Origin of the sequence: Candidatus Defluviilinea proxima, assembly GCA_016721115.1 — a bacterium.
GTDB classification, from domain to species: Bacteria; Chloroflexota; Anaerolineae; order Anaerolineales; family Villigracilaceae; genus Defluviilinea; species Defluviilinea proxima.
Genome location: JADKIW010000001.1, coordinates 2839995 through 2863609, shown reverse-complemented (window position 1 = coordinate 2863609; position 23615 = coordinate 2839995). Strand labels below are relative to the sequence as shown.

Below are 23615 nucleotides of genomic sequence, written 5' to 3'. Positions count from 1 at the left end.
CCGTACCTGTCCATTTTGTTTATTGCATAATCTTCTTGAACGCCGAAATGCTTTTTTCCACGGCATCATCGTCCACCCAATAATGTGTTACAAGGCGGAAGCGGGAAGGGTGATAGGCATCAACTAAAATACCAGCTTCCTTCATCCGCTCACCGATCTGTTGTGATGTGACTTTCACACCTTTAGCCAGATTGAAATAGATCATATTCGTCTTTGGGGAATCTTCATCGACTACGATGCCGGGAATTGTACATAACCCATCGGCAAGTTGTTTGGCGTGTTTATGGTCATCTCCCAAACGAAGAGTCATCTTTTCAAGGGAGATCAATCCAGCCGCGGCAATGACACCCACTTGTCGCATCCCGCCACCCAACATCTTCCGCAAATGACGCGCACGCGCAACGAATTTTTCTGTCCCCACCAACATCGACCCAATGGGAGATGCCAACCCTTTACTCAAACAAAACATCACTGAATCCGCAGGCGCAACCAAGTCTTTCACATCCACGTTTTGAGCAACCGCCGCATTGAAAATGCGCGCGCCATCAATGTGAAAAGCTAGGTGATATTTACGAGCAAGGTCGCCAATTTGCTTCGTGTACTCCACGGTTAACGGGATACCACCACAAATGTTTTGTGTGTTCTCAAGGCAGATCAATTTCGTAATGGGCTGATGCACATCTTCTGAGTCGCGAATGGAGGCGATGATATCTTCGACGGCAAGCGTCCCATCTTTTTGATTCGGTATCGGATTGGGATGAATCCCTCCCAAAGCAGACATTCCACCCGCTTCATTCAAATAGATGTGAGACTGATTTCCCAGAATAACTTCATCTCCCCTTTGGCAGTGGACAAGTAACGCAAGTAGATTCCCCATCGTCCCAGAAGGGACAAAGATGCCCGCCTCTTTTCCTAATTTTTCAGCCGCTATCGTCTCCAACTTATTGACAGTTGGATCGTCACGATAGACATCATCCCCCACCTCGGCCTCTGCCATTGCTTCGCGCATCTCAGGCGTGGGTTTGGTGACAGTATCAGAACGAAGGTCAATGTATTCCATGGAACACTCCTCAAGGTATATTTTCTATTTTCAAACAAGTTTTGGATTTCATATCGAGTATGAGAAAGGAAGGTAAACCCAGTTTGTTCCAAAGAAGGTAGCCGTCTTCTCCGGTCAGCCATGAAACAAACAGGGATATAACCGTCCCGTGAGCTACAACGATCACAGTTTGCTCGGTATAAGATCTCATCACCGAATCAATAGAGTCACGAAACCTTATCAACGCCTGATCTGCAGTCTCGTTTCCGAAAATGAGCATATCAGGGTTATTAAAGAAATCACGAACAAGTCTTTGAAATTCATCATCTTCATAAAAAGGAGATTGACTTCGATCATGTTCGTGCAATCCATTTAGCGCAACAAAATTCAACCCCAGATTTTCGCTAATGATCTCAGCCGTCTGCCGCGCTTTCGGTTCAATACTCGAAACAATCACTTCAGGCTCGTATAGCTTTAACTTTTCTGCGAGCTTTTGAGCACGTATCCGTCCATTCTCTGAAAGGCCCCACTCACGGGCAGGGGCAAGTTTAATGACATCAGGGTTGGAATGTTTGACAAGGATCAAATATTTCATGAACGCAAGAAAGTCAATACGCTTTCCAGTTCTTCTGGCAATGGCGCTTCGAACTCTCTGGGTGCTTTCTCATTCGGCAAAACAATACTTAGGCGATACGCATGCAGGAAGTGACGTCCAATATTGATCGTGGAAGTCTTCCTCCCATAGATCTCGTCCCCTACAATCGGACATTTCAAGAATGCACAGTGAAGCCTGATCTGGTGAGTCCGCCCGGTGTGCGGATGGAACTCAAGCAAAGTATGTTTATGAAACTCTTCCACAGTTTTATATTCAGAGACCGATTCACGTCCTTTGCTCTCTGAAACGATCGCCATATATTTTCGATGTTTTGGGTCACGTCCGATATAGGCTTCCACACGGCCAGACGGTGTAGGCGGTTTACCATCTACCAGCGCCAGATAGGTCTTATTCACCTTCCGCAAACGGAACTGATCCTGCAACCAGCGGTGTGCGCGCTCGTTCTTCGCAAGCACGATCAAACCTGAAGTCTCTTTATCTAGGCGATGTACAACACCAGGGCGTTCTTCGCCACCGATCCCTTCCAAATCTGGATCGTACCCCAATACAGCATTGACCAATGTCCCAGAGGCGTGACCAGCCGCCGGGTGGACAACCATACCAGCCGGTTTATTGACCACGATCAGGTCTTCGTTCTCGAACACAATATTCAGTGGAATATCCTCGGCGAGGATATTTGTCGGCAAAGGTGGCGGAATCCGAACCGTCACAGTGGAACCGGCCTCGAGGGCCTGACCAGCTTTTTTTGCGGCCTGACCGTTCACGTCCACAAAGCCATCCAGAATTAGGCCTTGTATCCGAGAGCGAGAAAACTCCTGTAACAGCCCGGTCAAGAACTTATCGAGCCGCTCAGGAGTTTCATTATCAAAACTAAAATTCAGTACGCGATCACTCACTGGTTACTTCACTTTGCGCCGGTCCAGATTGATTTTGTTCAGCCATTTCCTGTTCCTTTTTCTTTTTCTCTTTTCGTTCCATCATCCACACACCGAGGAATAAAATGGCCGCACCCATGCTGATGCTTGCGTCGGCAACGTTAAACACGGCAAAGTTTCCAACAGAGATCCAATCCGTCACATGCCCAATCGTCAGACGGTCGATCAAATTACCAGCGGCGCCACCTAACTGCATGCTCATTGCAATACGCAATGACCAGTCCGCGCTTTCGACCTGTGGATAATAAAAAAGGATCAACCCGATCACGATAAAGGCCAGCACCGTAAATACCATGCTTCCATCTTTAAACATTCCGAACGCCGCACCTGTGTTGTACCAATGCACAATACGTGCATAAGGTTGTAGCCATTCCCAACCTGCAGGCAACCAGCGCTCGCCCAACGGAATGGTTGTGCGCACAAAAGTCTTCGTCCACTGATCCAACCCGACGATGACAATAGCGATCAAAACAATCTGCCAATATTTTTGAACTATATTTTTCAATTTTCACCTCAAACGAAATCGCATCATTCTACCATCACTCATTCACGTACACACGTGGCACACGCGCGCTGATATTTGTAAGAACCTCGTACTCGTTCGTGCCCGTCCACTCAGCAAGATCTTCCGCAAAAATTTCATCACCTAATAGGACCACATCATCTCCCACTCTGACATCATCATCGCCAACGTTCACCATAAATTGATCCATGCAAATGCGCCCCACTTGCGGATACTTTTTTTGATGGATGAGCACCTGCGCGTGATTCGTCATGCGACGAAAATACCCATCCGCATATCCGCATGGGACAGTGACGATTCTTGTCTCGACTTCAGCCTGCCACAGCGACCCATAGCTAACAGCCCGCCCAGGCCTTGTTCTCTTCGAATACGAGACCTTCGCACGCCATGTCACAGCAGGTTTTACGCCATCAATACGAGGCGTCTCCTTGCCGGGATAAATACCATAAAACAGAATCCCCGGGCGCACCATGTCAAAATGTGCTTGCGGCAAATTCAAGATTCCGCCTGAATTGCAAACATGCCTGATCGGAGGGACAGGGATGCTCAACTTCCGATATACATCAAGAGCTTCTTCAAATCGTTCGAGTTGTAACTTCGAATAATTTGCATCGCTCACTTCTGAGTTTGCAAAGTGTGTATAAATCCCTTCCACATCCAAGTGGCTACACGCTAACGACTTACAGATCAACGTTTCCGCTTCGTACTCATGGACGCCCACCCTCTCCATACCGGTATCAATTTTCAGATGAGTCTTGATGCGTTTACCAGTTGTCTGAGAAACTTCATTGGCCGCATCCAACAATTCAACAGATGAGCCGGTTAATGTCAGGTCATATTCCGCAAAATATGGAACTTGCTCCGGCAACGCGCCACCAGCAACAAGAATTGGTTTGGTGATTCCCAATTCACGCAAATGGATTCCTTCTTCAAGAATCGCTACACCAAGATAATCCACGTACGGTTCGATGAACGGTGCAACACCGTCCACGCCGTGTCCATATGCATTGGCCTTGATCATCGGCATGACCCTGGCCGAGCCAACATGTGCTCGAATGGCTTCAATATTTTTTCTCAGTTGAGAAAGATTCACTTCAAGATATACCGGGCGAATTTGATTTGACATAGGCTGTTAATTACAATTTTCTCCAATGATATTCCACATCCGGCGCATTCTCCGGCGGCGGGCTGACACCAAACTTCTCTGCAATAAATCCGTTCTTCTCATAAAAGGCGCGCGCATTGACGTTGACCTGTAAAGTATAAAGCCACAAATGTTCCGGAGATTTCTCCCGTGCGAAATTCAACAGAACAGTCCCAATTCCCTGTCGCCAATGATCGGGATGAATATATAACTGATCAATAAAATCGTTTTCCATTGCCATGAACGCGACCACGCGTCCATTCTGTTCCACCACCCAAACCTTGTCCTTCTTCAAGACCATTTCACTAAAATACCACTGGTCCTCATAAAAGAAGTATCCTTTTTCACGCTGAAAATCAGGTAAAGATTTCTCGCGAGAGACTCGCCACAGAATGGTCACTGCATCAAAATCCTGCGGTGCGTATTCGCGTACGATAAAGCTATCGAGCATGTCAAACATCCATAAATAATTTGAGCCAAATGGATGGCGCCGCCCATTTGGCTCAAAAACTGCAAAGAATTATGACGACCTAGTAATCGCGTCTGCGTTCCCGATCGCCGCCGCCACCTTGCCTGCGGCCACCACCACGATCGCCGCCACCGCGAAAACCGCCTCCTCCGCCGCCAGGACGATCCTCGCGCGGACGGGCAAGATTCACAGTGAGGGCGCGTCCATTGAAGTCCTGACCATTAAACTTGTTAATGGCGCTTTGGGCTTCATCGGGTGAGGACATCTCAACAAAGCCAAAGCCTTTTGAGCGTCCACTAACGCGATCCTTGATCACTTGCGCAGACTTGACGTTGCCAGCTTGGGAAAACAGGTTTTCCAAGTCTGCATCCACCGTGCTGTACGGCAGATTTCCTACATATAGTTTCGCTTCCATTTAATTCTCTCTCCTGAGTGTATGCCGGGCAGTGAAGCAACTACCAACGGCGGGACGGATCAACGATGCATGACTTACGGGATCACAGACACCCAGGCGCCAGGAAGTGAAACAAGATTCCCCTTCTGATTGCCGAGACCGCCAAACTTCATGCACTTACAAATTTGATTCTAGCACAACTGGGATTACAAGACTAGACACTTGGGAGCCAAAAGCGGACCCAATTCCCGTTCTCGCGCAGGGAAAACTGGATCTTCGCTTCCAACTGATCCAACGCTGATTTCTTATCGCCACCAAGCGCAGCCGCCACACGTTCGTTAGTAATACGTCCAAACACACGCGTACGGAAGATCGGTATCCATGAAAGTACCTGACCATAGCGATCTGCATTCATGGTAATGACAGGCCACACACGCCGCGCAGGTCCACGCGCGAGGAGCCAGCGAAAATTCTGCAAAGCGTCAAAGTCCAGCTTTGCGATCGCTTCAAGGTCATCGATCAACAACAAAATGGATCGATCTGATCTTTTATTTTCACGTGCCCAAGAAACAAGAGAACGCATATAGTCTTGCGCACTTTCTTGATTGGCAGAAAAAATACCCATACGATGGCGCGTGTGTTCAACAGACAACCACTCATCGGCGTAGTCTGTGATAACGCCGTATTGCAGATCTTCTGCTCTGTGTGTTTTGATCAACGAGTTGACAATGGATTGCAAGAGTCCCGTTTTACCAGCGCCCGCTTCACCCACAACCAACAACGGGCCAGGGATCGGGTCGTGCAGATTCAATAGAACAGGCAAGCCATCTGATGCCACGCCGAGGAATAAAGCCTCACGCGGTAGTGGACCGATACCAGCGAGGACACTGTTCAAAGTTGCTAGAGCAGGTATCGGGTGATCGAGAAGCGTTGGGGAATCCGCTTTTAGTTTGAGGGACGATTCAAGCACAAGAGAGAATTGTCGGTTATTAGCAGACATGCGTCCTCCTTTTTAGAACACATGTTCTATTTTAATCAGTCTTTTCCATACGTCAAGACAATCTGCATTAAAGTTTTTCAATGTTTGCAACTAAAACCGAAAACCGTCGTAATATAGAAGAGAATGGCGAACTGTCCAAGTGGATAGGTGAAGACTCCCCCCTTGGGCAGTGAAACTTTTTCCTGAAAACCCTATCATACTCAGTAGATTATTTTGCATGGAGGCTTAATATGAAAAACAAAATCCTTATCTTGCTTGTGGTTTCAAGTTTGCTCTTTACCGCATGCTCGACTTCGAAAAGCGCAGAGACCGGTACGCCAGAAGCGATTCCAACCGTAATAGCCGATGACACCGTCATCGCCGAGGGACGAGTGGAACCCATCCAATATGCCGAGATCGCCTTCAACACCAGCGGCACCGTTGGCGAAGTGATGGTCAAGGAAGGTCAGGCTGTCAAAGCAGGGGAACCCCTCATCCGTTTGGGCAACGAGACCGATAACAACTACGCGGCCGCAAAACTTGAGCTGGCCAACGCCCAAAAAGCCATGGATGATCTCGTCAACTCACGAGGCGCCGATTTTGCCCAAGCTGTCATTGACCTGCGCGAGGCACAGGATAAATACAAGAAAGCCGAAAATTACCTAAACTTCTTGAAGACATCGAATAGAGTTCCTCAAACGAACTACACTGTTCGTCTTGTAGAAACTTCAAGAGGGTACGAATACAAGCCCGAGACAGAGAATTTCAAAGGCCCTGCATCCGAAGAGTGGATCATCAACGCAACGAACGATCTGGCCCTGAAAAAGGCCGTCTTGGACAATGCGCAACGCACGTATGACAACTTGAAAGATGGACCGAATGCTGAGCAACTGCCCGTTTTGGACGCACGCTTGAACGCCGCAAAAGCTTCATTGGCCGCTTTCACAGTCAACGCCCCATTTGATGGTGTAGTCGCTGAAATCAATGCCAAACTGGGAAGCACGATCAGCGCCGGACAGATCGCTGTTGTGATCGCAGATACAACGAACTGGCTTGCCATCACTACTGACGTAACCGAGATCGACGTGGTCAAACTGAAGGAAGGCCAGAGCGTCAGCGTAACTCTCGATGCCCTTCCTGATGTGGCGATGAAGGGCAAGATCCTTTCCATCGGCCAGAACTATTCACAGAATCAAGGCGACATTGTCTACAAGGTCACAGTCTTGTTGACAGACACAAACCCTGCCATGCGTTGGGGTATGACTGCCGCTGTCAAGTTCGAAAATTAATTTTATACATCGTCCCGAAGGTTCTTTATAGGGTTTAGTCAACCCAACCTTCGGGATGTTTTAAGCGAGGTCAGATGTCCATTTTTTCAAAACCCACGAACGGAAACGGCAACAGCAACGGCAATCATCCCATGATCGACCTGCGTGACGTTCATAAATATTACAAGACCGCCATCGGTGATTATCATGCACTCAAAAGTGTAGATCTCCAGATCAATGCGGGCGAGTTCGTCAGCGTGATCGGCAAATCGGGCAGTGGCAAATCCACATTGCTCAATATGATCACCGGCATCGACCACCCCACAACGGGAGAAGTCTATGTGAACGGCACCGCAGTCCATGAATTGAACGAGAACCGTATGGCACGTTGGCGCGGGAAGAATCTGGGCATCGTCTTTCAATTCTTCCAACTTCTGCCAACCATCTCGGTCATCGAGAACATCATGTTGCCGATGGATTTCTGCCGCACCTACCCCATGCGCGAACGTGAAAAACGCGCCTTGTCTCTGCTTGAGATGGTGGAACTGGGAGACCATGCTTACAAACTCCCCACCGCCCTCTCCGGCGGACAACAACAACGCGTGGCAATTGCGCGCGCGCTGGCAAACGATCCGCCCGTGATTATCGCAGACGAACCAACAGGTAACCTTGATTCAAAAACCGCAGATAGTGTTTTTGAATTGTTCAAAAATCTTGTTTCACAAGGAAAGACCATCATTGTGGTTACACACGATAGCGGTCTTGCCAAACGCACCGAACGTACCGCCTTGATCGCCGATGGCGAGATCGTCAATGAATATGTGGCAAAAGCCATGTCCACGCTTTCGCGAGAACAATTACTGGAAGCAACACGCACAGCAAAGGCTCAACAATACGAAGCGGGATCCATGATCCTTGCTGAAGGCACACATGCAGATGCATTCTACATTGTGACCAAGGGGACGGTAGAGGTTATTCTTCCGCGCAAAGATCAATCGGACGTGATCGCGCTTCAACTCGGACCTGGAAAATATTTCGGCGAAATGGAATTCTTCCACGAGAAGAAACATCGTGCCTCGATCCGCGCCTCGGAGGCGGGACCTGTGGAAGTGCTGGCTATCAGCTACGACAAGCTTGAAGAATTGCTGAAGCAATCCGACGTCACGCGCGAAACGTTGCATCAGTTCGCAGACCGGCGCGAAGATGAAAACGTCAAACGACGAGAGGGGATCTTATGACCAGCCGTTGGAAGAAAATCTGGGCGGACTTTTGGGAGAATAAAAGTCGCACGTTCCTGACCATCATGATGATCGCGGTCGGTGTTTTTGCAGTGGGGCTCAACAGCAACACTGGCTTGTACATGACCGAGAGCATGGATACCGACTATCTTTCTGCACACCCATCAGAAGCTCAGATCTACGCCGGCCCGTTGACCGACGACTCTGTGCGCATTGCACGCGAAGTCCCCGGCGTGGACGCTGTGGAAGGACGCAGTTCAACCAGTGCGAATGTTATCCGTGAGAATGAGAAAAACATCTCGATTCAATTCACTGCTCTCGATGACCCTGCCGCGTTGACAGTTAACCAGATCAAGCCTGCAAAAGGCGAGACGAGCATCCCACCACTTGGTAATAAACAAGTGCTTATAGATGCATCGGCGGCGAGTATGGGATACAAACCCGGCGATATCATCCATGTGGAATTGAGTGACGGCAAGCAACGCGACCTCGTCTTCGCAGGGTACATACATGATGTTACAGGTTTCCCGTATACATTTACCGAGACTATCAATGCATTTGTAACCCCTGACACTTTGGAATGGCTGGGTGGGTCTTCCAGCTTTGACGTATTGCAAATCAGTGTGGCAGAAAAGCCAACCGACCAAGAACATGTGACCAAGATCGCGCAGGCAGTTGCTGATCGTCTTGAACGCGCAGGCTCAACCGTCTACTTTGTATCGGTCTATCAACCAGGCCATCATTTCGCGTGGAATATTTCAAAGGGCGTGTTCTTCATTCTTGGTGTTCTTGGGTATATGACCGTGCTCCTGAGCGGCGTACTGATCGTCAACACGATCACAGCTTTGATGACTCAACAAACACGCCAGATCGGCATCATGAAAGCCGTCGGCGGTGGCAACTCACAAGTTTTCGCCATGTACCTTGTGCTGATCTTAAGCTTCGGCATAGCGGCATTAATTATTGCCATCCCTCTTGCAAACCTGGCGGCAAAAGCCAATGGTGGCGCAATGGCAACATGGTTGAATTTTTATACCATTCCATATAAGAGCTATCCGTCCACGATCGTTCAGCAATTCATTGTGGCATTGGTTGTACCTTTACTTGCGGCCATCGTGCCCGTATGGAACAGCGTGAGAATCACCGTTCGTGAGGCAGTCAGTGACTATGGCATCGGTAGCAACAACAATCCGAACGTCAAACCTGTGAGCAAGGCGGCAGTCTGGATCCCACGCCCCATCCGTCTTTCCTTACGAAATGCAGTACGGCGCAAGGCACGCCTGGCATTGACCTTATCCACACTGGTTTTGGCCGGAGCCATTTTTATTGGTGTTTACAACTTATGGGCTTCGTTCGATCAGGTGATGCGTGATATTCAGGGCTACTTCATGGCAGATATCAACTTGTCTTTCGGGCGCTATTACCGCTTCGATAAAGTAGCTGATCTCGCTGAAAGCATACCCGGCGTTTCTAGCGTGGAAGGCTGGACGGAGTACTCCGGCACGTTGATCTCGGATGAAGAAAAAGAAGGCACGCAAATTTTGCTCGTTGCGCCTCCTTCGACTTCGACCTTGATTGATCCCATTATCACAGCTGGTCGTTGGCTGACAACGGGCGACGAGAACGCCATTGTGATCGGCAATCATCTGCTTGCGATCTTCCCAGACTTGCAAATTGGTGACTGGCTCACGATCAAGATAGATGGCAAGGAAACAAAGTGGCACATCGTTGGCTTTTACTCGATCACAGGTAATGTCAGTCCGCCACTGCTATATGTCAATTACGAATATTTGAGTCGACTTGTGGGAGCACCCGGCCAGGTCTATTCCCTGCGGGTGTTGACCGAGCAACATAATGCAATCGCGCAGAAAGCCGTCAACGATCAGTTATTGGCGCTGTATAAATCACACGGCATTCAGGTCGGTTCGACACAACTGGGCGAAGACTTCATCCAGAGCCAAAAGTCACAGACCGATGTACTCGTCTACTTCATGCTGGTGATGGCAAGTTTGATCGCCGTGGTCGGCGGGCTGGGGCTGATGGGCACCATGAGCATCAACGTGTTGGAACGCACGCGCGAGATCGGTGTGATGCGTGCCGTAGGCGCTTCGAACGGAGACATCCAGGGCATCGTCATTGTGGAAGGCATGGTGATCGGGTTGATCAGTTGGATCATGAGCATCTTCCTATCCATCCCCATCACGAATGTGCTGTGTTACGGCGTAGGCGTATCCATTATGACATCCCCGATGCCTGCCGTATATGGCGTAAGTGGAATCATTGCCTGGTTGGTCTTCATGCTTATCCTCGCGGCCATCTCAAGCGCAATCCCTGCCAGAAGAGCTTCACGATTAACGGTAAGAGACACATTGGCTTACGAATAAACAAGTTTTCCTATACAACAAAAAGTGCGAGCTTTGAAAAGCTCGCACTTTTTGTTTGGTCTATTTCACTTGGATCACTGAGGCAGATCAAAACAGTTACCGGTGTTGAGAAGCACGGAATGGTTTGGATTGGCAACCAACGCGCACATTTGAGCCGCATTCGGTGGACGATTTGCAATACTATATTGTTTAAAGGGAGGGTCACCGTACTTGCCCCAAGTCAGCTTCCACGGGCCGGAGCCGGGCATGCCTGCTTGTTCGGGGGGCACGGTATCAAAGAACATATGAACATGCAGGGATGGCGATGTGGGGAAATTGTGGACTTCGTAATCCACTACATAGGTGGTGTTATCCAAGTGAATGTTTGTAATGACCACATAGGGAGTTGACGGGGTTGGCGTGAAAGGAATGGCTGTTTCAGTCGGTGTTTCGAGGGGCAAGATAGTGGGTGTAGATCCTTCTGTCGCAAGCAAAATTGGTTCTGCAGGTTGCGTATCTGTAGCAACAGGTTCAGTTGTTTGAGTCGGTGTATTCAAACCTGTTCTCAAAAAACCACGAAACACTGAAAACCCGATCACCAGACAACACACAAAAGCGACACTTCCGCCAGCAAACCAGAGCACACGGTTGGAACTCTTGGGCTTTGTTGGTAAAGGCAAAGGCTGAGATGATGTCTGCGATGGAGAAGCAGGTTGAGGGTAGGCCGACGAGGCGTTTGCATGGAGAGATTGAGAAGGCGCGGGAGGAGAAACAGGCTTGGGAGAGGAAGTCGGTATTTTGGTGATAGTCGTCGATTTTTTTTCAAGGTCAGCAATCGCACGTCTCAAATCAGTTGAAAGAGCGGAGGCAGATTGATAGCGATCATTGCGGTCTTTGGCAAGACACTTCTCAAGGATAGCGACGATGGCAGGTGAAATGTCACTGCGAAAGCCACGCACATCGGGCACGGGATCGTTGAGGTGCATCATCATCAGGGTCATGGCCGAGTCAGCAACGAAGGGAGGCCGCCCGCTCAACATTTCGTAGAGCGTAACGCCAAGAGAATAAATATCGGCACGATGGTCAGCGACATCGCCACGGATGATTTCTGGTGACATATAACGCGCTGTGCCAACCACTGCGCCAGTGGATGTGTGACCTTCACCACCCAATATCTTGACGATACCAAAATCCATGAGGATGGCTTGTCCTTGCACATCGAGCATGATGTTTGCAGGCTTGATATCGCGATGCACCATGCCACGTTGGTGGGCATATCCAACAGCGTCCGAGATATTGAGCGTGAACTTGAGCGCATCTTCAAGAGAAAGCTGACGATTGTTTTCTGCAAGGCGTTTCAAACGGTCTTGTAGTGTTTCCCCGGGAATAAATTCAAGCACCATGTAATAAATGCCACCATCATTATTGAAGTCATAGACCTGCACAATGTTCTGGTGGCGGAGGCTTGCAACGGCAGCGGCTTCGCTTTCGAAACGGGATACAAATGAGGGGTCGGTGGAGAGATGCGAATGGATAAGTTTGATAGCCACCACGCGCTTCAAGTTGGGGTCGGTTGCTTTATAGACAGCAGACATCCCTCCCTGCCCCAAGGTATCATCAATTTTATAGCGACCGCCCAGCGTTCGCCCGATCCAAGTTGGATGATCCATGCTCTCTCCTCTCACGAGACATGCGGATTCTTATTTGGACATTACAGACTGAATTTAGGTATTATACACAATCCTGCGCCAGCTTGATTCATTACGAGATTACGAGTCCTTCATAAATAGTAAAGTGCATACCTGTGAGATATAATCAAATGCATCATCCGCTTACAGGGTTTAACTATGCATTATCAATTCACACTCAATATGTTGCCTCTTGCGATCACTGCGGCGATCTCTGGTGTACTTGCGCTTTACACTTGGCAAAATCGCAAAACAGCCGGGGCGGCTCCGTTATCAGTGTTGATGTTTATCCTGTTTGAGTGGGGAGTAAGTTATATATTCGAACTGGCGGGTACAGATCTGCAAACAAAAATCCCTTGGGAGGGAGCACGATTTGCAGGCGTGGTCGCCACACCTGTTGCATGGTTGGTGTTTGCATTCGAATATACCGGGAGAAAAGCATGGCTCAACTGGCGCAGACTCGCTATGCTTTCCGCCATCCCAGTCATCACGATAGTAATTCTAATTACAAACGAAAGCCACGGTCTCTTCCGCATAAGCCGTGAACTGGTCACTCAAGGGGGCTTTCTATCGATAAAAGCAACGGATGGTCCGTGGTTCTGGTCGGTGCATGCACCGTACACGTACACTCTCATCATGATCGGTTTGGTGCTCATCATACGCGCCTTGTTACGCTGGCCTGCCCAATACCGTGGACAAATGATCCTGATCCTGTTGGCCACCCTTGCTCCCATAATCGCTAACCTTATAACTATTTTCCAGATCATACCCATTCAGATCGACTTGACGCCTTTTGCCTTCACAGTGACTGGTGTCGGCATGGCGTATGCACTTTTCCGTCACCGCTTATTGGATATTGCCCCGATCGCACGCGACACCATCATCGAGAACATGAAAGACGGCATGGTCATTTTAAATGTCCATGGCCGCATCGTGGATATCAATCAGGCCGCACGAACAATGATCGGTCTCTCTGAAGAAAAGCGCCCCATAGGCAAACAATTCGGGGATGTGTTATCGCAATGGCCTAAACTGATCGAGAAATATCGCGATGTTCAGGAAGCTGATGATGAAATATCAATCGATATAGGGGAAAATCTACGTTGGTATGAATTGCACCTTTCTACATTGTTCGATGAAAATAAACTACGCATAGGCCGTGTGATCACCGTGCGCGATATCACCGACCGCAAACTAGCCGAGCTTCTGTTACAGGAAAGTGAAGCACGGTTCCGCCAGATCGTGGAAAATGCCAGCGACATCATATATCGCGCAGACGCGAATGGCTATTTCACCTATGCCAATCCATCGGCATTACATGCAATGGGCTTCAAAGATGAGGACGAACTGGTCGGCAAACACTATCTCGATATGGTGGCACCTGAAGTGCGCCACAGATTAAAACGGATCTATGAACTTCAATTCGTGAAACGCACCCCCATCACCTATCATGAATTCCCCAGTATCGGGCCCGATGGTCGTGAAATCTGGCTCGGGCAAAACGTACAACTGATCTATGAAGGTGACAAGATCACCGGTTTTCAAGCGCTTGCACGTGACATCACCGCCATTAAAAAGACACAAGATGCCCTGCAGATCGCGCGCGATCAGGCATTGGAAGCCAGCCGCGCAAAGACCCAGTTGCTTTCCAAAGTCAGCCACGAACTACGGACACCGCTCGGCGGCATTCTCGGATACGCAGAGCTTCTTCAAGGCAACACGTTCGGCGATCTAAGCGAACGCCAACACAAAGCCATTTCAGAGATCGTAGATAGCGGCGAATATCTAACGAACATGGTCAATGAGCTTTTGGACGAAGCACAACTTCGCTCAAGCACCGCGACATTGCTCGAGAAAATGTTCTCACCCTTCAAGTTGATTCAAAGTGCTGTCTCAGGCATGGACATTCTCGCACAGAAAAAGGGACTGCTCTTTTCGGTTCAGATCGACCCTGCTCTGCCGCAGTTGATCTATGGCGATGACCGCCGTATCCGTCAGATCATTATCAACCTCATTGGCAACTCGATCAAATTCACGAAGGAGGGAAGCGTGCGCTTGAACGTCCGACGGCCCGATGAAAATCACTGGGAAATACAAGTGACCGACACCGGCATCGGAATTCCCCAATCAGAACAAGCCACCATCTTCGAACCATTCCGTCAGTTGAATTCAGCAGTCACACGCGATAATCGAGGCGTAGGGCTGGGATTATCCATCACAAAACAACTCGTGGAGTTAATGCACGGCCGAATCGCCGTCGAAAGTGAACACGGCAAAGGTTCGTCATTTACCATCCTACTCCCCATCATGCAAAAGGAATAACATGACTAAATCGTTTGTATTCATCGTTGAAGACGACCCAAAATTAAATGAGATCATCTCGATCACACTGGAAAAGGATTTCCAGATCGAGACCTGCACAGATGGCGATACGGCAATGGAACGTTTGAAAAGTATCGTTCCGCAGATCGTCGTCCTTGACCTCAACCTGCCCGGCTCCTCTGGCCGCGATATTCTGAAATATATTCGCTCTGATGAACGGCTTGTAAATACGCGCGTCATCCTTGCCACCGCCGATGAGCGCCAGGCAGAGACTCTTACAAACAGCGCCGATATTGTTCTGCTCAAACCGGTCAGCCCGGGATTGCTACGGGATCTGGCCATACGGATCAGTGCGGGATAAATCATGTCGTTCATCGCTGAATTTCAATCGCACCTCCCGAAAGACCTTCGCAAGAAATTCAACCAACTCAATACACCCTTCGCTATCCAAACCTATTTGGAGAGCATAACGTACAAAGGCGAGGAGCGCGACCGCTCTCCGCTCAATGTGATGTTGGACAATCAAGGGCACTGCCTCGATGGCGGATTTTTAGCTGCGCTCTGCCTTTGGCGCATTGGATTCAAACCGCTTCTGATCGACATTGTGCCTGATCCCGGTGTGGACGACGATCATGTGCTGGCGCTTTATCAGATCGAAGGGCGTTGGGGCGCACTCGCCAAGACGAACTACATCAACCTTGGTTTTCGCGAGCCCGTGTACAAAAACATTCGCGAGTTGGTGATGACCTACTTCGAGCATTACGTCAGCATTCATCAATTCAAGGTGTTGACAGGGTACACTCGTATCTTCGATGCTTCACGCTACACACGGTACAACTGGGCTTGGGATGAAGCTGGGGCGAACAAGGTGTATCACAAACATTTCTATGGTCGCAAGGCCATCCCCCTCATCACAAAGAGCATGGCCGCCCGTCTCAGCCCGGTCACAGACCGCGCATACGAGGCAGAAGTGTTACACACGAATTTGAATGAGTCTTTCGGGAATCGGAAATATTAAGTGCATTAAACACGAAGGGCACAAAGTACACAAAGGTTTAAGACTTAAGGTTTTTTATCTTCGTGACCGTTGTGTCCTTTGTGTTTAACTGATCTTCACAACCGTCTCTTTAGTTTCGATCATTTCAGCCTGAATCTTCCCCGCAGATAATTCACGTAATTCATTCTGAAACCCATCCAATGCCTCGACTGGGAATTGTAGGGTCATCGTGATGTCGCCACCGAAATCTTCACCCAACACTTCCCCATGATTGCGAGTTGTCATCAATCGGATACGTTCCAGCAGATTGTATGGAATGGCGACCATCACAACATGAACCGCGACTCTTCGTCCGCGTTCCACTGCATTGACCACGAGTTGCGTGGACTCGGTGTATGCTTTCACTAACCCACCTGTCCCCAACAACGTCCCGCCGAAATAACGTGTTATCACGACCGCCACATCGCCAAGTCCACTGCCGCGTAGGACCGCCAGAGCAGGCTTACCTGAAGTCCCGCTCGGCTCTCCGTCATCTGAACAAAATTCAGTGACGGTGTTTCCGCCGCCGATAATATATGCAGGGACGTTATGACTCGCGTCCGCAAATTCGTGGCGGATACGAGTCAGGAAGGCGCGGGCGGCTTCGACAGAGGAAACAGGCGCGAGCGTGGCAATGAAGCGTGAATTTATCACGATAAGCTCACGTCGAATTTCAGTCAAAGGGACAGAGTAGAGTCTCGCGTTCAATCTATCTTTAGATCCATTTCAAGAAGCCTGCAAACACGATCAAGGCAACAATATCCACAGCCCAAAGCGTGCCAACGACTTGTATCTTTTGTTTGAGTTCTTTCAGATCAAAAACCCAAAAGGAGAACACAAAGAACCACAAATATCCGAAAATAAAAATCAAGATCGGCGTACCACGATTCCACCATGCATAATCCCATGTGAGTGCATTGGCAGAGTTGAGGAAGTATTCGATGAGAACAGAAAAGGCCGCACCGCCGAGCGCTACCGCCCAACGATTTGGAATACCAAGGTATTTGAAGTTCTTATCGGGATGCAGCATCTTTGTCCAAATAATTCCCGCTACTGCGAACATGAACATTGTTTCAATATTCAAGCCAACCAAAATGAGATACGCGGTGGGACCTGGCTCCGCCCAAATGGGAGCGTACCCCGTACCACGCAACACAAGGCTGTTGATGATCTCATTCAGCCAGTCCGCGCCCCAAAAGGCGAGACCTGCCAATACAAGATTCCAATTGCGTTTCTCGGCTTCAACAGTATAGACATAGAATACAAAAGCCAGCAATGGAATCACATACCACTGAAAATTACTCCCATCCCGCAAACGCGACAACGCTTCCAACGCAAAATCAGACATGGTGCCTCCGCTGATGAAATTGATTTCGATCTTGAGGCTATTGTAGTCCTGATTGAATGAATGCCGCAACGGCGAATATCGACAGAGGAGTATAATCTCATCAAAAGGGACAAAAAGTATGCAGATGTTACTCCACTCAATACACCACAGATCAACACGGATGAACGCCGATTTTCAGATAAACTGCCATCAACGAACTCTTAAATCCTTTTTATCTGCGTTCATCTGTGGTTAAAAGCGAATTTCAAAATACTTTCTAAAAATAATGAAAACACGGAACACTATTTTCATCTGGCTATTGTCGTTGCTGTTTCTGGTTGCTTGCGTTAACTCGTTTGTGCCTACCGCCTCACCCCCAACCGTGACACCTGTCACGCCTTCACTGACAGCCACTCAAACGCCTATTCCACCAACGCTCACAGCGACAACAATTCCCACATCGACGTCCACACCCGAGCCAACAGGATGCCAGAAGCCGCCTGACGATTACGCACGAGCCGATGTCAACGGCTGGACAGTGAATCAGCGCACGCTGTCCATGCTCGCGCATGCGCAAGAGCTATACGGTGGCGAGATCGACCTCACAGAATACGCCATCACACAGGGAAGCTATCACGACAACGGTTCAGCATCCTTTGGCACGCATCTGGGCGGCGGCGCAGTGGACCTTTCCGTGATGCAGTACGGAACGTACACCGTGCTATGGGATGATATCCCAGTGATGATCCACGCCCTGCGGACGGCAGGTTTTGCCGCCTGGTTTCGTGATTATGGAGAGTTATATCAAGACTCAGCCTATCACATCCACGCCATCGCGATCGGCGACAAGGAACTTTCCTCTGCTGCACAAGAGCAACTCACCGGGCCATCTGGCTACTTCCGTGGATTCATCGGCCTGCCAATCGAAACGTATGGCGAGCCACAACCAGATGAATTTGGAGGTCCCATCATCTGCCAGTGGATGCTTGATCTCGGTTATCAAGATTTGCGGTAGCGGTATAATCTTCCGCAAGGAAATATTTATGACAGGGCATATAGAAAAGAAGTCAACTCCATACCCTCTCCCCGCGGGAGAGGGACAAGTCAACACGCCGATCAATCATCACAAACAGGCGCCGCACTGAGCCTGTCGAAGTGGTGAGGTCACAAGACAAACCCCTCTCCCGTCTCCCCCACGGGGGAGAAGCCCAAACCATCCTCGAACAAAGTTCATCCTCGGAAAGTCAACAAGCCCATCAAACGATCAGCCCCCTTCCCATTTGGGAAGGGCGGGGGGATAGGTCCAACCAACACGCCGATCAATCGTCACAATCAGGGTGAGGTCATGACACGCATCGCAAAGTCCGTTTCCATCACCAAATTACCAGTAGGAGGCTACTCATGAATGAAAATCAAAGCCAAACAGAATCTTTACTAGATATCGTACAGGGAATTGAAGGAAAATCAATAATGCTCCCAGAGTTTCAGCGTGATTTTCGATGGGAACTCGAGCAAACATATGATCTTTTCGACTCATTAATTAAAGATATTTTTATAGGCACTATCATATACGGCAAGCCATCGTTCGGGATGACATTGCGAGAAATTGACATGAGACCAAGAAGAGGCAAGGGGAGTAACGCCAAATTGAAAACGTATGATTTTTCTACTGAACAAATCAAATTAAAGACCCAAACAGAAAATTTAAAAGTTGTCCTCGACGGACAACAGCGAATCACGTCTATCCATAGAGCAATCGTTGGAAAAGATACGGTTTATCTTATATTAAATGAAGACTTAGATGAAGAAGCGGCGAAAGATAAACCACTTGAAGAAATTTTTAAAGAGGTTTCTGGAGAAGAAAGTGAGAAATCTATTTCTATAAAACTTTCAGACGCATATGATGTTGAAACTGGAAAACTTGAGGAAGATGAAGATTTCAATCAACGATTTAGTCAAACGCTTTTTGCAAAGAAACGATTAAGTGCAACTGACTCCGAAACACTAAACAGAAAGAGGGCTTGCGAAAAGATATTTCGTCGAACAATTAGAAAATTAAACGATCTCTATAAGCAGCAAAAAATGGTGGCGTATTATTTGCTCGACATGAACTTAGATAAGTTTTGCATCTTTTTCGAACGCAGTAATAGCCGCGGCATTCAATTAAGCTTCACAGATATTTTGGCTGCCAAACTTTATCATGGTTTCAACTTACGCAAGAAAGTTGAGGAGTTTGAAGATCAAAACAAATTGAAACTAAACAGAGAAATTGTTGTACGCGCGATTGCATATATTTGCGGGGTGGAAGACGGGAAGGCGTTGGCTATTGATCGAAAAGCAATTCTAGACGAACTCGATGCAGATGACTTCAACAAACACTGGGACAAAGTATGTAAGTTGTACGCAGAAAGCCTTAGTTATTTATCAGGTCAACATTATATTCTGTCCCAAGATTGGATGCCATCAGAAAACATGGTCATACCAATAATGATGTTCAGGCATCATACAAAAGGTTTCGATCAGATAACTGAGGAACAACGTCAGTTTCTAGAGTTTTGGTATTGGTCTTCTATTTTTTCAAACAGATACAGTTCTTCGTCTAATGAAATTATTATTGCAGACAGTAAGGCATTAACTCAAATTGCAAATGATGAGAAAATAAATATTAGAGGCTACTTCAATAGGATGAGACCATTAATTGCAGAATCCGCAGACCTATTTAGCTATTCAAAACGAACAAGCGCTATTTATAGAGGTGTATTGAACTTACTAAACTACGAGTCAAAGGGTTTAATGGATTGGAACAGCTCACAGAAATTAATCAATGTACCAAACCTTGACGACCATCACATATACCCTAGTGCCTATATTAATAATTCACCGTCCTTAGATATAGAACAAGAGGAAGCAGAGCAATTGGCTGACTGTGTTGTCAATAGAACACTTATACCCAAAATCACCAACATAAAAATCGGAAAGAAACCACCTCAGACTTATCTTTCTGAAATTCAGCAATATTCAAATCAAAATTTGGCAAACTGTTTGCTAAGTCATAAAATACCAAAAGAACTTATAGCAGACGAAGCATATAACGGTCTATTTAAGCTCTTTCTTGAAGATCGTGCCAAAGCAATATATGACATTATCAACAAATACACAAACGAAACTCGACAAAGCATAATAAACAGATACGGAATTGTCTTCGAAGAAACTACCAATTAATAACAGAACCCCGAAAATAATTTTTCGGGGTTCTGTTTTCTATAAACCCCTAATACCTCCCCCTCTTCACCTCAACCTCAGGATTCGCCAACTCATCCTCCCTCGCCGGGAACACCTGCACCGCGCACGCCTTGAACTCGGGAATCAACGCCTGCGGGTCGAGCGCGTCGTTCGTCAATAAATTTGCGGCGGCTTCGGCGAAATGCCACGGGATAAACACCACGCCCACCGTCGTCTTCTCGGTGACAGTGGCGCGCAAAACAATTTCACCGCGGCGCGACGTCACGCGCACAGGCATGTTATTCGTGATGCCGTGCATCTCCGCGTCCGCGGGGTGCATCTCCACGCGCGCTTCGGGGTACGCCTCATTTAGCGCCGAGTTGCGCGTCATCGTCCCGCCGTGCCAGTGTTCGAGCAACCGCCCCGTCGTCAAAATGAACGGATACTCGTCATCGGCTTCCTCCATCACGGGCACATAATCGAGCACGTGGAATTTTCCGCGCCCGCTAGGGAAGGTCTCGGTGAACAGCGTCGGCGTGCCAGGATGATCCATATCAGGCACGGGATAGATCAACCCGACCTTGTCGATGCGTTCATATGTCACGCCCGCATAATCCTTGTTGACGGACGCCATCTCACGCAGGATTTCCTCCGGCGATTCATAATCCCATTTGGATGAAGAGCTACGCTTCAATCTACGCTCGAGCCTGCTCGCCAGATCACAAAGTATTTGCCAATCTGGACGCGCCAGCCCACGGGGCGGTTGAGCCGTCCGCACCCGTTGGACTCGCCTGTCGGTATTGGTGAACGTCCCATCCTTTTCCGCGAACGGAGTCGCAGGCAGAAAGACATCCGCAAACGCGCCCGACTCATTGATGAACAGATCCTGCGCGACGAGAAATTCGAGATGCGTCATGTGCTTGCGCGTCTCGTTGAGATTCGGCTCCGACATCATCGGGTTCTCGCCCATGATGTACAACGCCCGCACACCGCCCTCATGCGCATGACTCAAAATCTCAGTAGTGGTGAGACCGAGTTTACGCGAGAGACCGCCGGGTTCGATGTTCCAGGTCTGCTCCCATTTCGCCGCGTTGGCTTCGTTATCCACGCGCATGTAGCCGGGATAATGGAACGGCATCGCGCCCATGTCGCTCGCGCCCTGCACGTTGTTCTGTCCGCGCAAAGGATTCAGTCCCGTGCCATCGCGCCCGATATGCCCTGTGAGGAACGCCAAATGGATGAGCGCCATCGCGCTGGCGGTCCCATGTGAAAGCTGTGAGATGCCCATACCCCAATAGATCGCGCCGTTCTTCGCCGTGGCATACATCCGCGCCGCTTTGCGAATATCTTCGGCAGGCACACCTGAAAGTTCTTCGGCATATTCAGGCGTGAACTTTTCCAGTGACTCGATAAAATCCTGAAAGCCTTCCGTGCGCTTCGCGACAAAATCGTGATTGACCAACCCCTCTTTGACAATGACATGTGCCATCGCACTGAACACAGGCACATTCGTCCCTGGTTTGAGCGGCAGCCACAACTCGGCGAAGTCCACCAAGTCAATGCGGCGCGGGTCCACGACGATCATCTTCGCGCCATATTTCTGCACCGCTTCCTTCATCTGCAACGCAATGATGGGATGATTCTCGCCCGTGTTCGACCCCGTGACAATGAACACATCGTTTTGGATCACTTGCGAAGCCGTATTGCTCATTGCTGAAGAACCTATTGCTTTTAGAAGCGCAACTACCGATCCCGCATGGCATAAGCGCGTGCAATGGTCAACATTGTTCGTGCGGAACAACGTCCGCCACATTTTTTGCAACAGATAATTATCTTCATTCGTGGCCTTGGCGCAACAATAGACCGCCATCGCATCTGAACCATCGCGTTTGTAAATGCGTGTGAGGTTATCCGCAGTGATATTCAGCGCGGTATCCCAATCGGTTTCGACCCAATCCCAGAGATTGGAAATTTGGGAATCGGGAATCGGTTTACCGTCTCGACTGACGGCAAAGACCTGTTCGCGTCCATCTGGCTTCGGCTTGCCATCTAACAAATATCTTCGCACTAAAGGAGTGGTCACGCGCTTGGGGTGATAGATAAAGTCATACCCAAAGCGTCCCTTCACACACAAGTTTCCATGATTGACAGGCGAATCGAACGGCGACGTAACCTTGAAAATAAAATCATCCTTGACGTGCAGTTCTAAACTACATCCCACGCCACAGTAGGGACAAGTGGTTGTGACAACTCGGTCTGCAACAACACGCTTTTCATCAAGTTTGAGTTCAGCAACCATAAGGGCCTCCAAACGTTTTCACGTTTAAACGTTCTAACGTTTTTCCTTTCGTTGTTTCCTGCCCGTGTTCATCACGCTGACATCTTCCGCAGAGATGCCTTGCTCCAATAAATACTGTCTCTTCGGCTTCAATGCACCTGTGGGACACACTCCCACACATTGACCGCACAACACACACGTTGTTTCAGGGATGGGTTTATCAAAGAACGTACTGATCTGCGTTTCAAATCCACGTCCCTCAAAATTGATCGCGTACGTATACTGCGCATCCTCCGCGCAGACTTGCACACACCGCCAGCACAACAAGCACTTCGAGTAATCGCGGATAAACATCGGATTATCTTCGATCACTTCTGACTCGCGTCGTTCCGCATCAGGGAAGCGGTCCGCGCTCGCGCCGTATTCATCCATCATCGTCAAAATCTCAGGCGCATCGGACAAGTCCATGGTGGATGCCAGCATTTCCAAGATCGTCTTGCGGGCACGGTCAATTCGTTCACTGCGTGTCTTCACCTTCATATCCTTGGCAACTTGCACAATACACGAAGGCTGAAGCAATCGCATCCCTTCCACTTCAACGACACACATGCGACACAGTCCGTTCGCTGTGGTGGCTTCGTGAAAGCATATGGTTGGAATGTCAATTCCATTTTCACGTGCGGCATCCAGAATCGTTTTGCCTTGTTCTACACAAATTTCATTTTCGTCGATAAATAGTGTCGAATTTTCAGCCATAAGTTGCTCCTGGCAATA

21 protein-coding genes are annotated in these 23615 nt (G+C 48.7%); 8 read left to right on the top strand and 13 right to left on the bottom strand.

Annotated elements, in window-relative coordinates; all coding sequences use genetic code 11:
• Window positions 1-19 precede the first annotated feature (19 nt).
• The 8 genes from ltaE to IPP66_13270 all read right to left on the bottom strand — a co-directional run bounded on the left by ltaE (window position 20) and on the right by IPP66_13270 (window position 6120).
• A complete protein-coding gene (ltaE, locus tag IPP66_13305) occupies window positions 20-1060 on the bottom strand; it encodes a low-specificity L-threonine aldolase (GenBank protein MBK9926256.1) in 1041 nt (346 codons plus the stop codon).
• Window positions 1061-1070: 10 nt separating this feature from the next.
• Window positions 1071-1634 (bottom strand): histidine phosphatase family protein, encoded by a 564-nt coding sequence (locus IPP66_13300; protein MBK9926255.1) that lies wholly within the window; start codon window positions 1632-1634, stop codon window positions 1071-1073.
• Entirely contained in the window at window positions 1631-2551 is a 921-nt protein-coding gene (locus IPP66_13295) for an RluA family pseudouridine synthase (protein MBK9926254.1), read from the bottom strand. The genes IPP66_13300 and IPP66_13295 overlap by 4 nt, the downstream gene beginning before the upstream one ends.
• Window positions 2544-3095, bottom strand: coding sequence for a signal peptidase II (gene lspA, locus IPP66_13290; GenBank protein ID MBK9926253.1), 552 nt, complete (start codon window positions 3093-3095; stop codon window positions 2544-2546). The genes IPP66_13295 and lspA overlap by 8 nt, the downstream gene beginning before the upstream one ends.
• 34 nt (window positions 3096-3129) lie before the next feature.
• The gene (gene alr, locus IPP66_13285) at window positions 3130-4239 is read right to left on the bottom strand and encodes an alanine racemase (protein ID MBK9926252.1); all 1110 of its coding nucleotides are present in this window, start codon (window positions 4237-4239) and stop codon (window positions 3130-3132) included.
• 10 nt (window positions 4240-4249) lie between these two features.
• Window positions 4250-4708 (bottom strand): GNAT family N-acetyltransferase, encoded by a 459-nt coding sequence (locus IPP66_13280; GenBank protein MBK9926251.1) that lies wholly within the window; start codon window positions 4706-4708, stop codon window positions 4250-4252.
• 79 nt (window positions 4709-4787) lie between these two features.
• Entirely contained in the window at window positions 4788-5141 is a 354-nt protein-coding gene (locus IPP66_13275; GenBank protein MBK9926250.1) for an RNA-binding protein, read from the bottom strand.
• Window positions 5142-5334: 193 nt separating this feature from the next.
• On the bottom strand, window positions 5335-6120 hold the full coding sequence (locus tag IPP66_13270; GenBank protein ID MBK9926249.1) for a hypothetical protein: 786 nt from the start codon (window positions 6118-6120) through the stop codon (window positions 5335-5337).
• Window positions 6121-6350: 230 nt separating this feature from the next.
• Between IPP66_13270 and IPP66_13265 the strand changes: the two genes are divergently transcribed.
• The 3 genes from IPP66_13265 (at window position 6351) to IPP66_13255 (ending at window position 10989) form a co-directional block, all read left to right on the top strand.
• A complete protein-coding gene (locus IPP66_13265) occupies window positions 6351-7388 on the top strand; it encodes an HlyD family efflux transporter periplasmic adaptor subunit (protein ID MBK9926248.1) in 1038 nt (345 codons plus the stop codon).
• A 131-nt stretch (window positions 7389-7519) separates the two neighbouring features.
• The gene (locus IPP66_13260) at window positions 7520-8605 is read left to right on the top strand and encodes an ATP-binding cassette domain-containing protein (protein MBK9926247.1); all 1086 of its coding nucleotides are present in this window, start codon (window positions 7520-7522) and stop codon (window positions 8603-8605) included.
• The gene (locus tag IPP66_13255) at window positions 8602-10989 is read left to right on the top strand and encodes an FtsX-like permease family protein (protein MBK9926246.1); all 2388 of its coding nucleotides are present in this window, start codon (window positions 8602-8604) and stop codon (window positions 10987-10989) included. The genes IPP66_13260 and IPP66_13255 overlap by 4 nt, the downstream gene beginning before the upstream one ends.
• Window positions 10990-11063: 74 nt before the next feature.
• On the opposite strand, the gene IPP66_13250 is transcribed toward IPP66_13255, so the two are convergent.
• Window positions 11064-12638, bottom strand: a complete 1575-nt coding sequence (locus IPP66_13250; protein ID MBK9926245.1) for a protein kinase — start codon at window positions 12636-12638, stop codon at window positions 11064-11066.
• Window positions 12639-12815: 177 nt separating this feature from the next.
• On the opposite strand from IPP66_13250, the gene IPP66_13245 reads away from it, so the two are divergent.
• From IPP66_13245 to IPP66_13235, 3 genes are read left to right on the top strand one after another with little or no spacing between them, the layout of a single operon-like run.
• Entirely contained in the window at window positions 12816-14978 is a 2163-nt protein-coding gene (locus IPP66_13245; GenBank protein MBK9926244.1) for a PAS domain S-box protein, read from the top strand.
• 1 nt (window position 14979) lies between these two features.
• A complete protein-coding gene (locus tag IPP66_13240) occupies window positions 14980-15339 on the top strand; it encodes a response regulator (protein MBK9926243.1) in 360 nt (119 codons plus the stop codon).
• 3 nt (window positions 15340-15342) lie between these two features.
• Window positions 15343-15996: a hypothetical protein gene (locus IPP66_13235; GenBank protein ID MBK9926242.1), complete on the top strand. Its 654-nt coding sequence runs from the start codon at window positions 15343-15345 to the stop codon at window positions 15994-15996.
• An 84-nt stretch (window positions 15997-16080) separates the two neighbouring features.
• Here IPP66_13235 and IPP66_13230 read toward each other — a convergent pair whose 3' ends face one another.
• The gene (locus tag IPP66_13230) at window positions 16081-16668 is read right to left on the bottom strand and encodes a YigZ family protein (protein MBK9926241.1); all 588 of its coding nucleotides are present in this window, start codon (window positions 16666-16668) and stop codon (window positions 16081-16083) included.
• Window positions 16669-16729: 61 nt separating this feature from the next.
• Window positions 16730-17362, bottom strand: coding sequence for a hypothetical protein (locus IPP66_13225; protein ID MBK9926240.1), 633 nt, complete (start codon window positions 17360-17362; stop codon window positions 16730-16732).
• A gap of 265 nt (window positions 17363-17627) precedes the next feature.
• Here IPP66_13225 and IPP66_13220 point away from each other — a divergent pair, with 265 nt between their 5' ends.
• Entirely contained in the window at window positions 17628-18356 is a 729-nt protein-coding gene (locus tag IPP66_13220; protein ID MBK9926239.1) for a hypothetical protein, read from the top strand.
• Window positions 18357-18742: 386 nt separating this feature from the next.
• Complete coding sequence (locus tag IPP66_13215) at window positions 18743-20563, top strand: DUF262 domain-containing protein (GenBank protein ID MBK9926238.1); 1821 nt, start codon at window positions 18743-18745, stop codon at window positions 20561-20563.
• A gap of 49 nt (window positions 20564-20612) precedes the next feature.
• Here IPP66_13215 and fdhF read toward each other — a convergent pair whose 3' ends face one another.
• Together fdhF and IPP66_13205 are read right to left on the bottom strand one after the other, a co-directional pair.
• Window positions 20613-22862: a formate dehydrogenase subunit alpha gene (gene fdhF / locus IPP66_13210; GenBank protein MBK9926237.1), complete on the bottom strand. Its 2250-nt coding sequence runs from the start codon at window positions 22860-22862 to the stop codon at window positions 20613-20615.
• Window positions 22863-22895: 33 nt separating this feature from the next.
• Window positions 22896-23597, bottom strand: a complete 702-nt coding sequence (locus IPP66_13205; GenBank protein MBK9926236.1) for a (2Fe-2S)-binding protein — start codon at window positions 23595-23597, stop codon at window positions 22896-22898.
• Window positions 23598-23615: the final 18 nt, after the last annotated feature.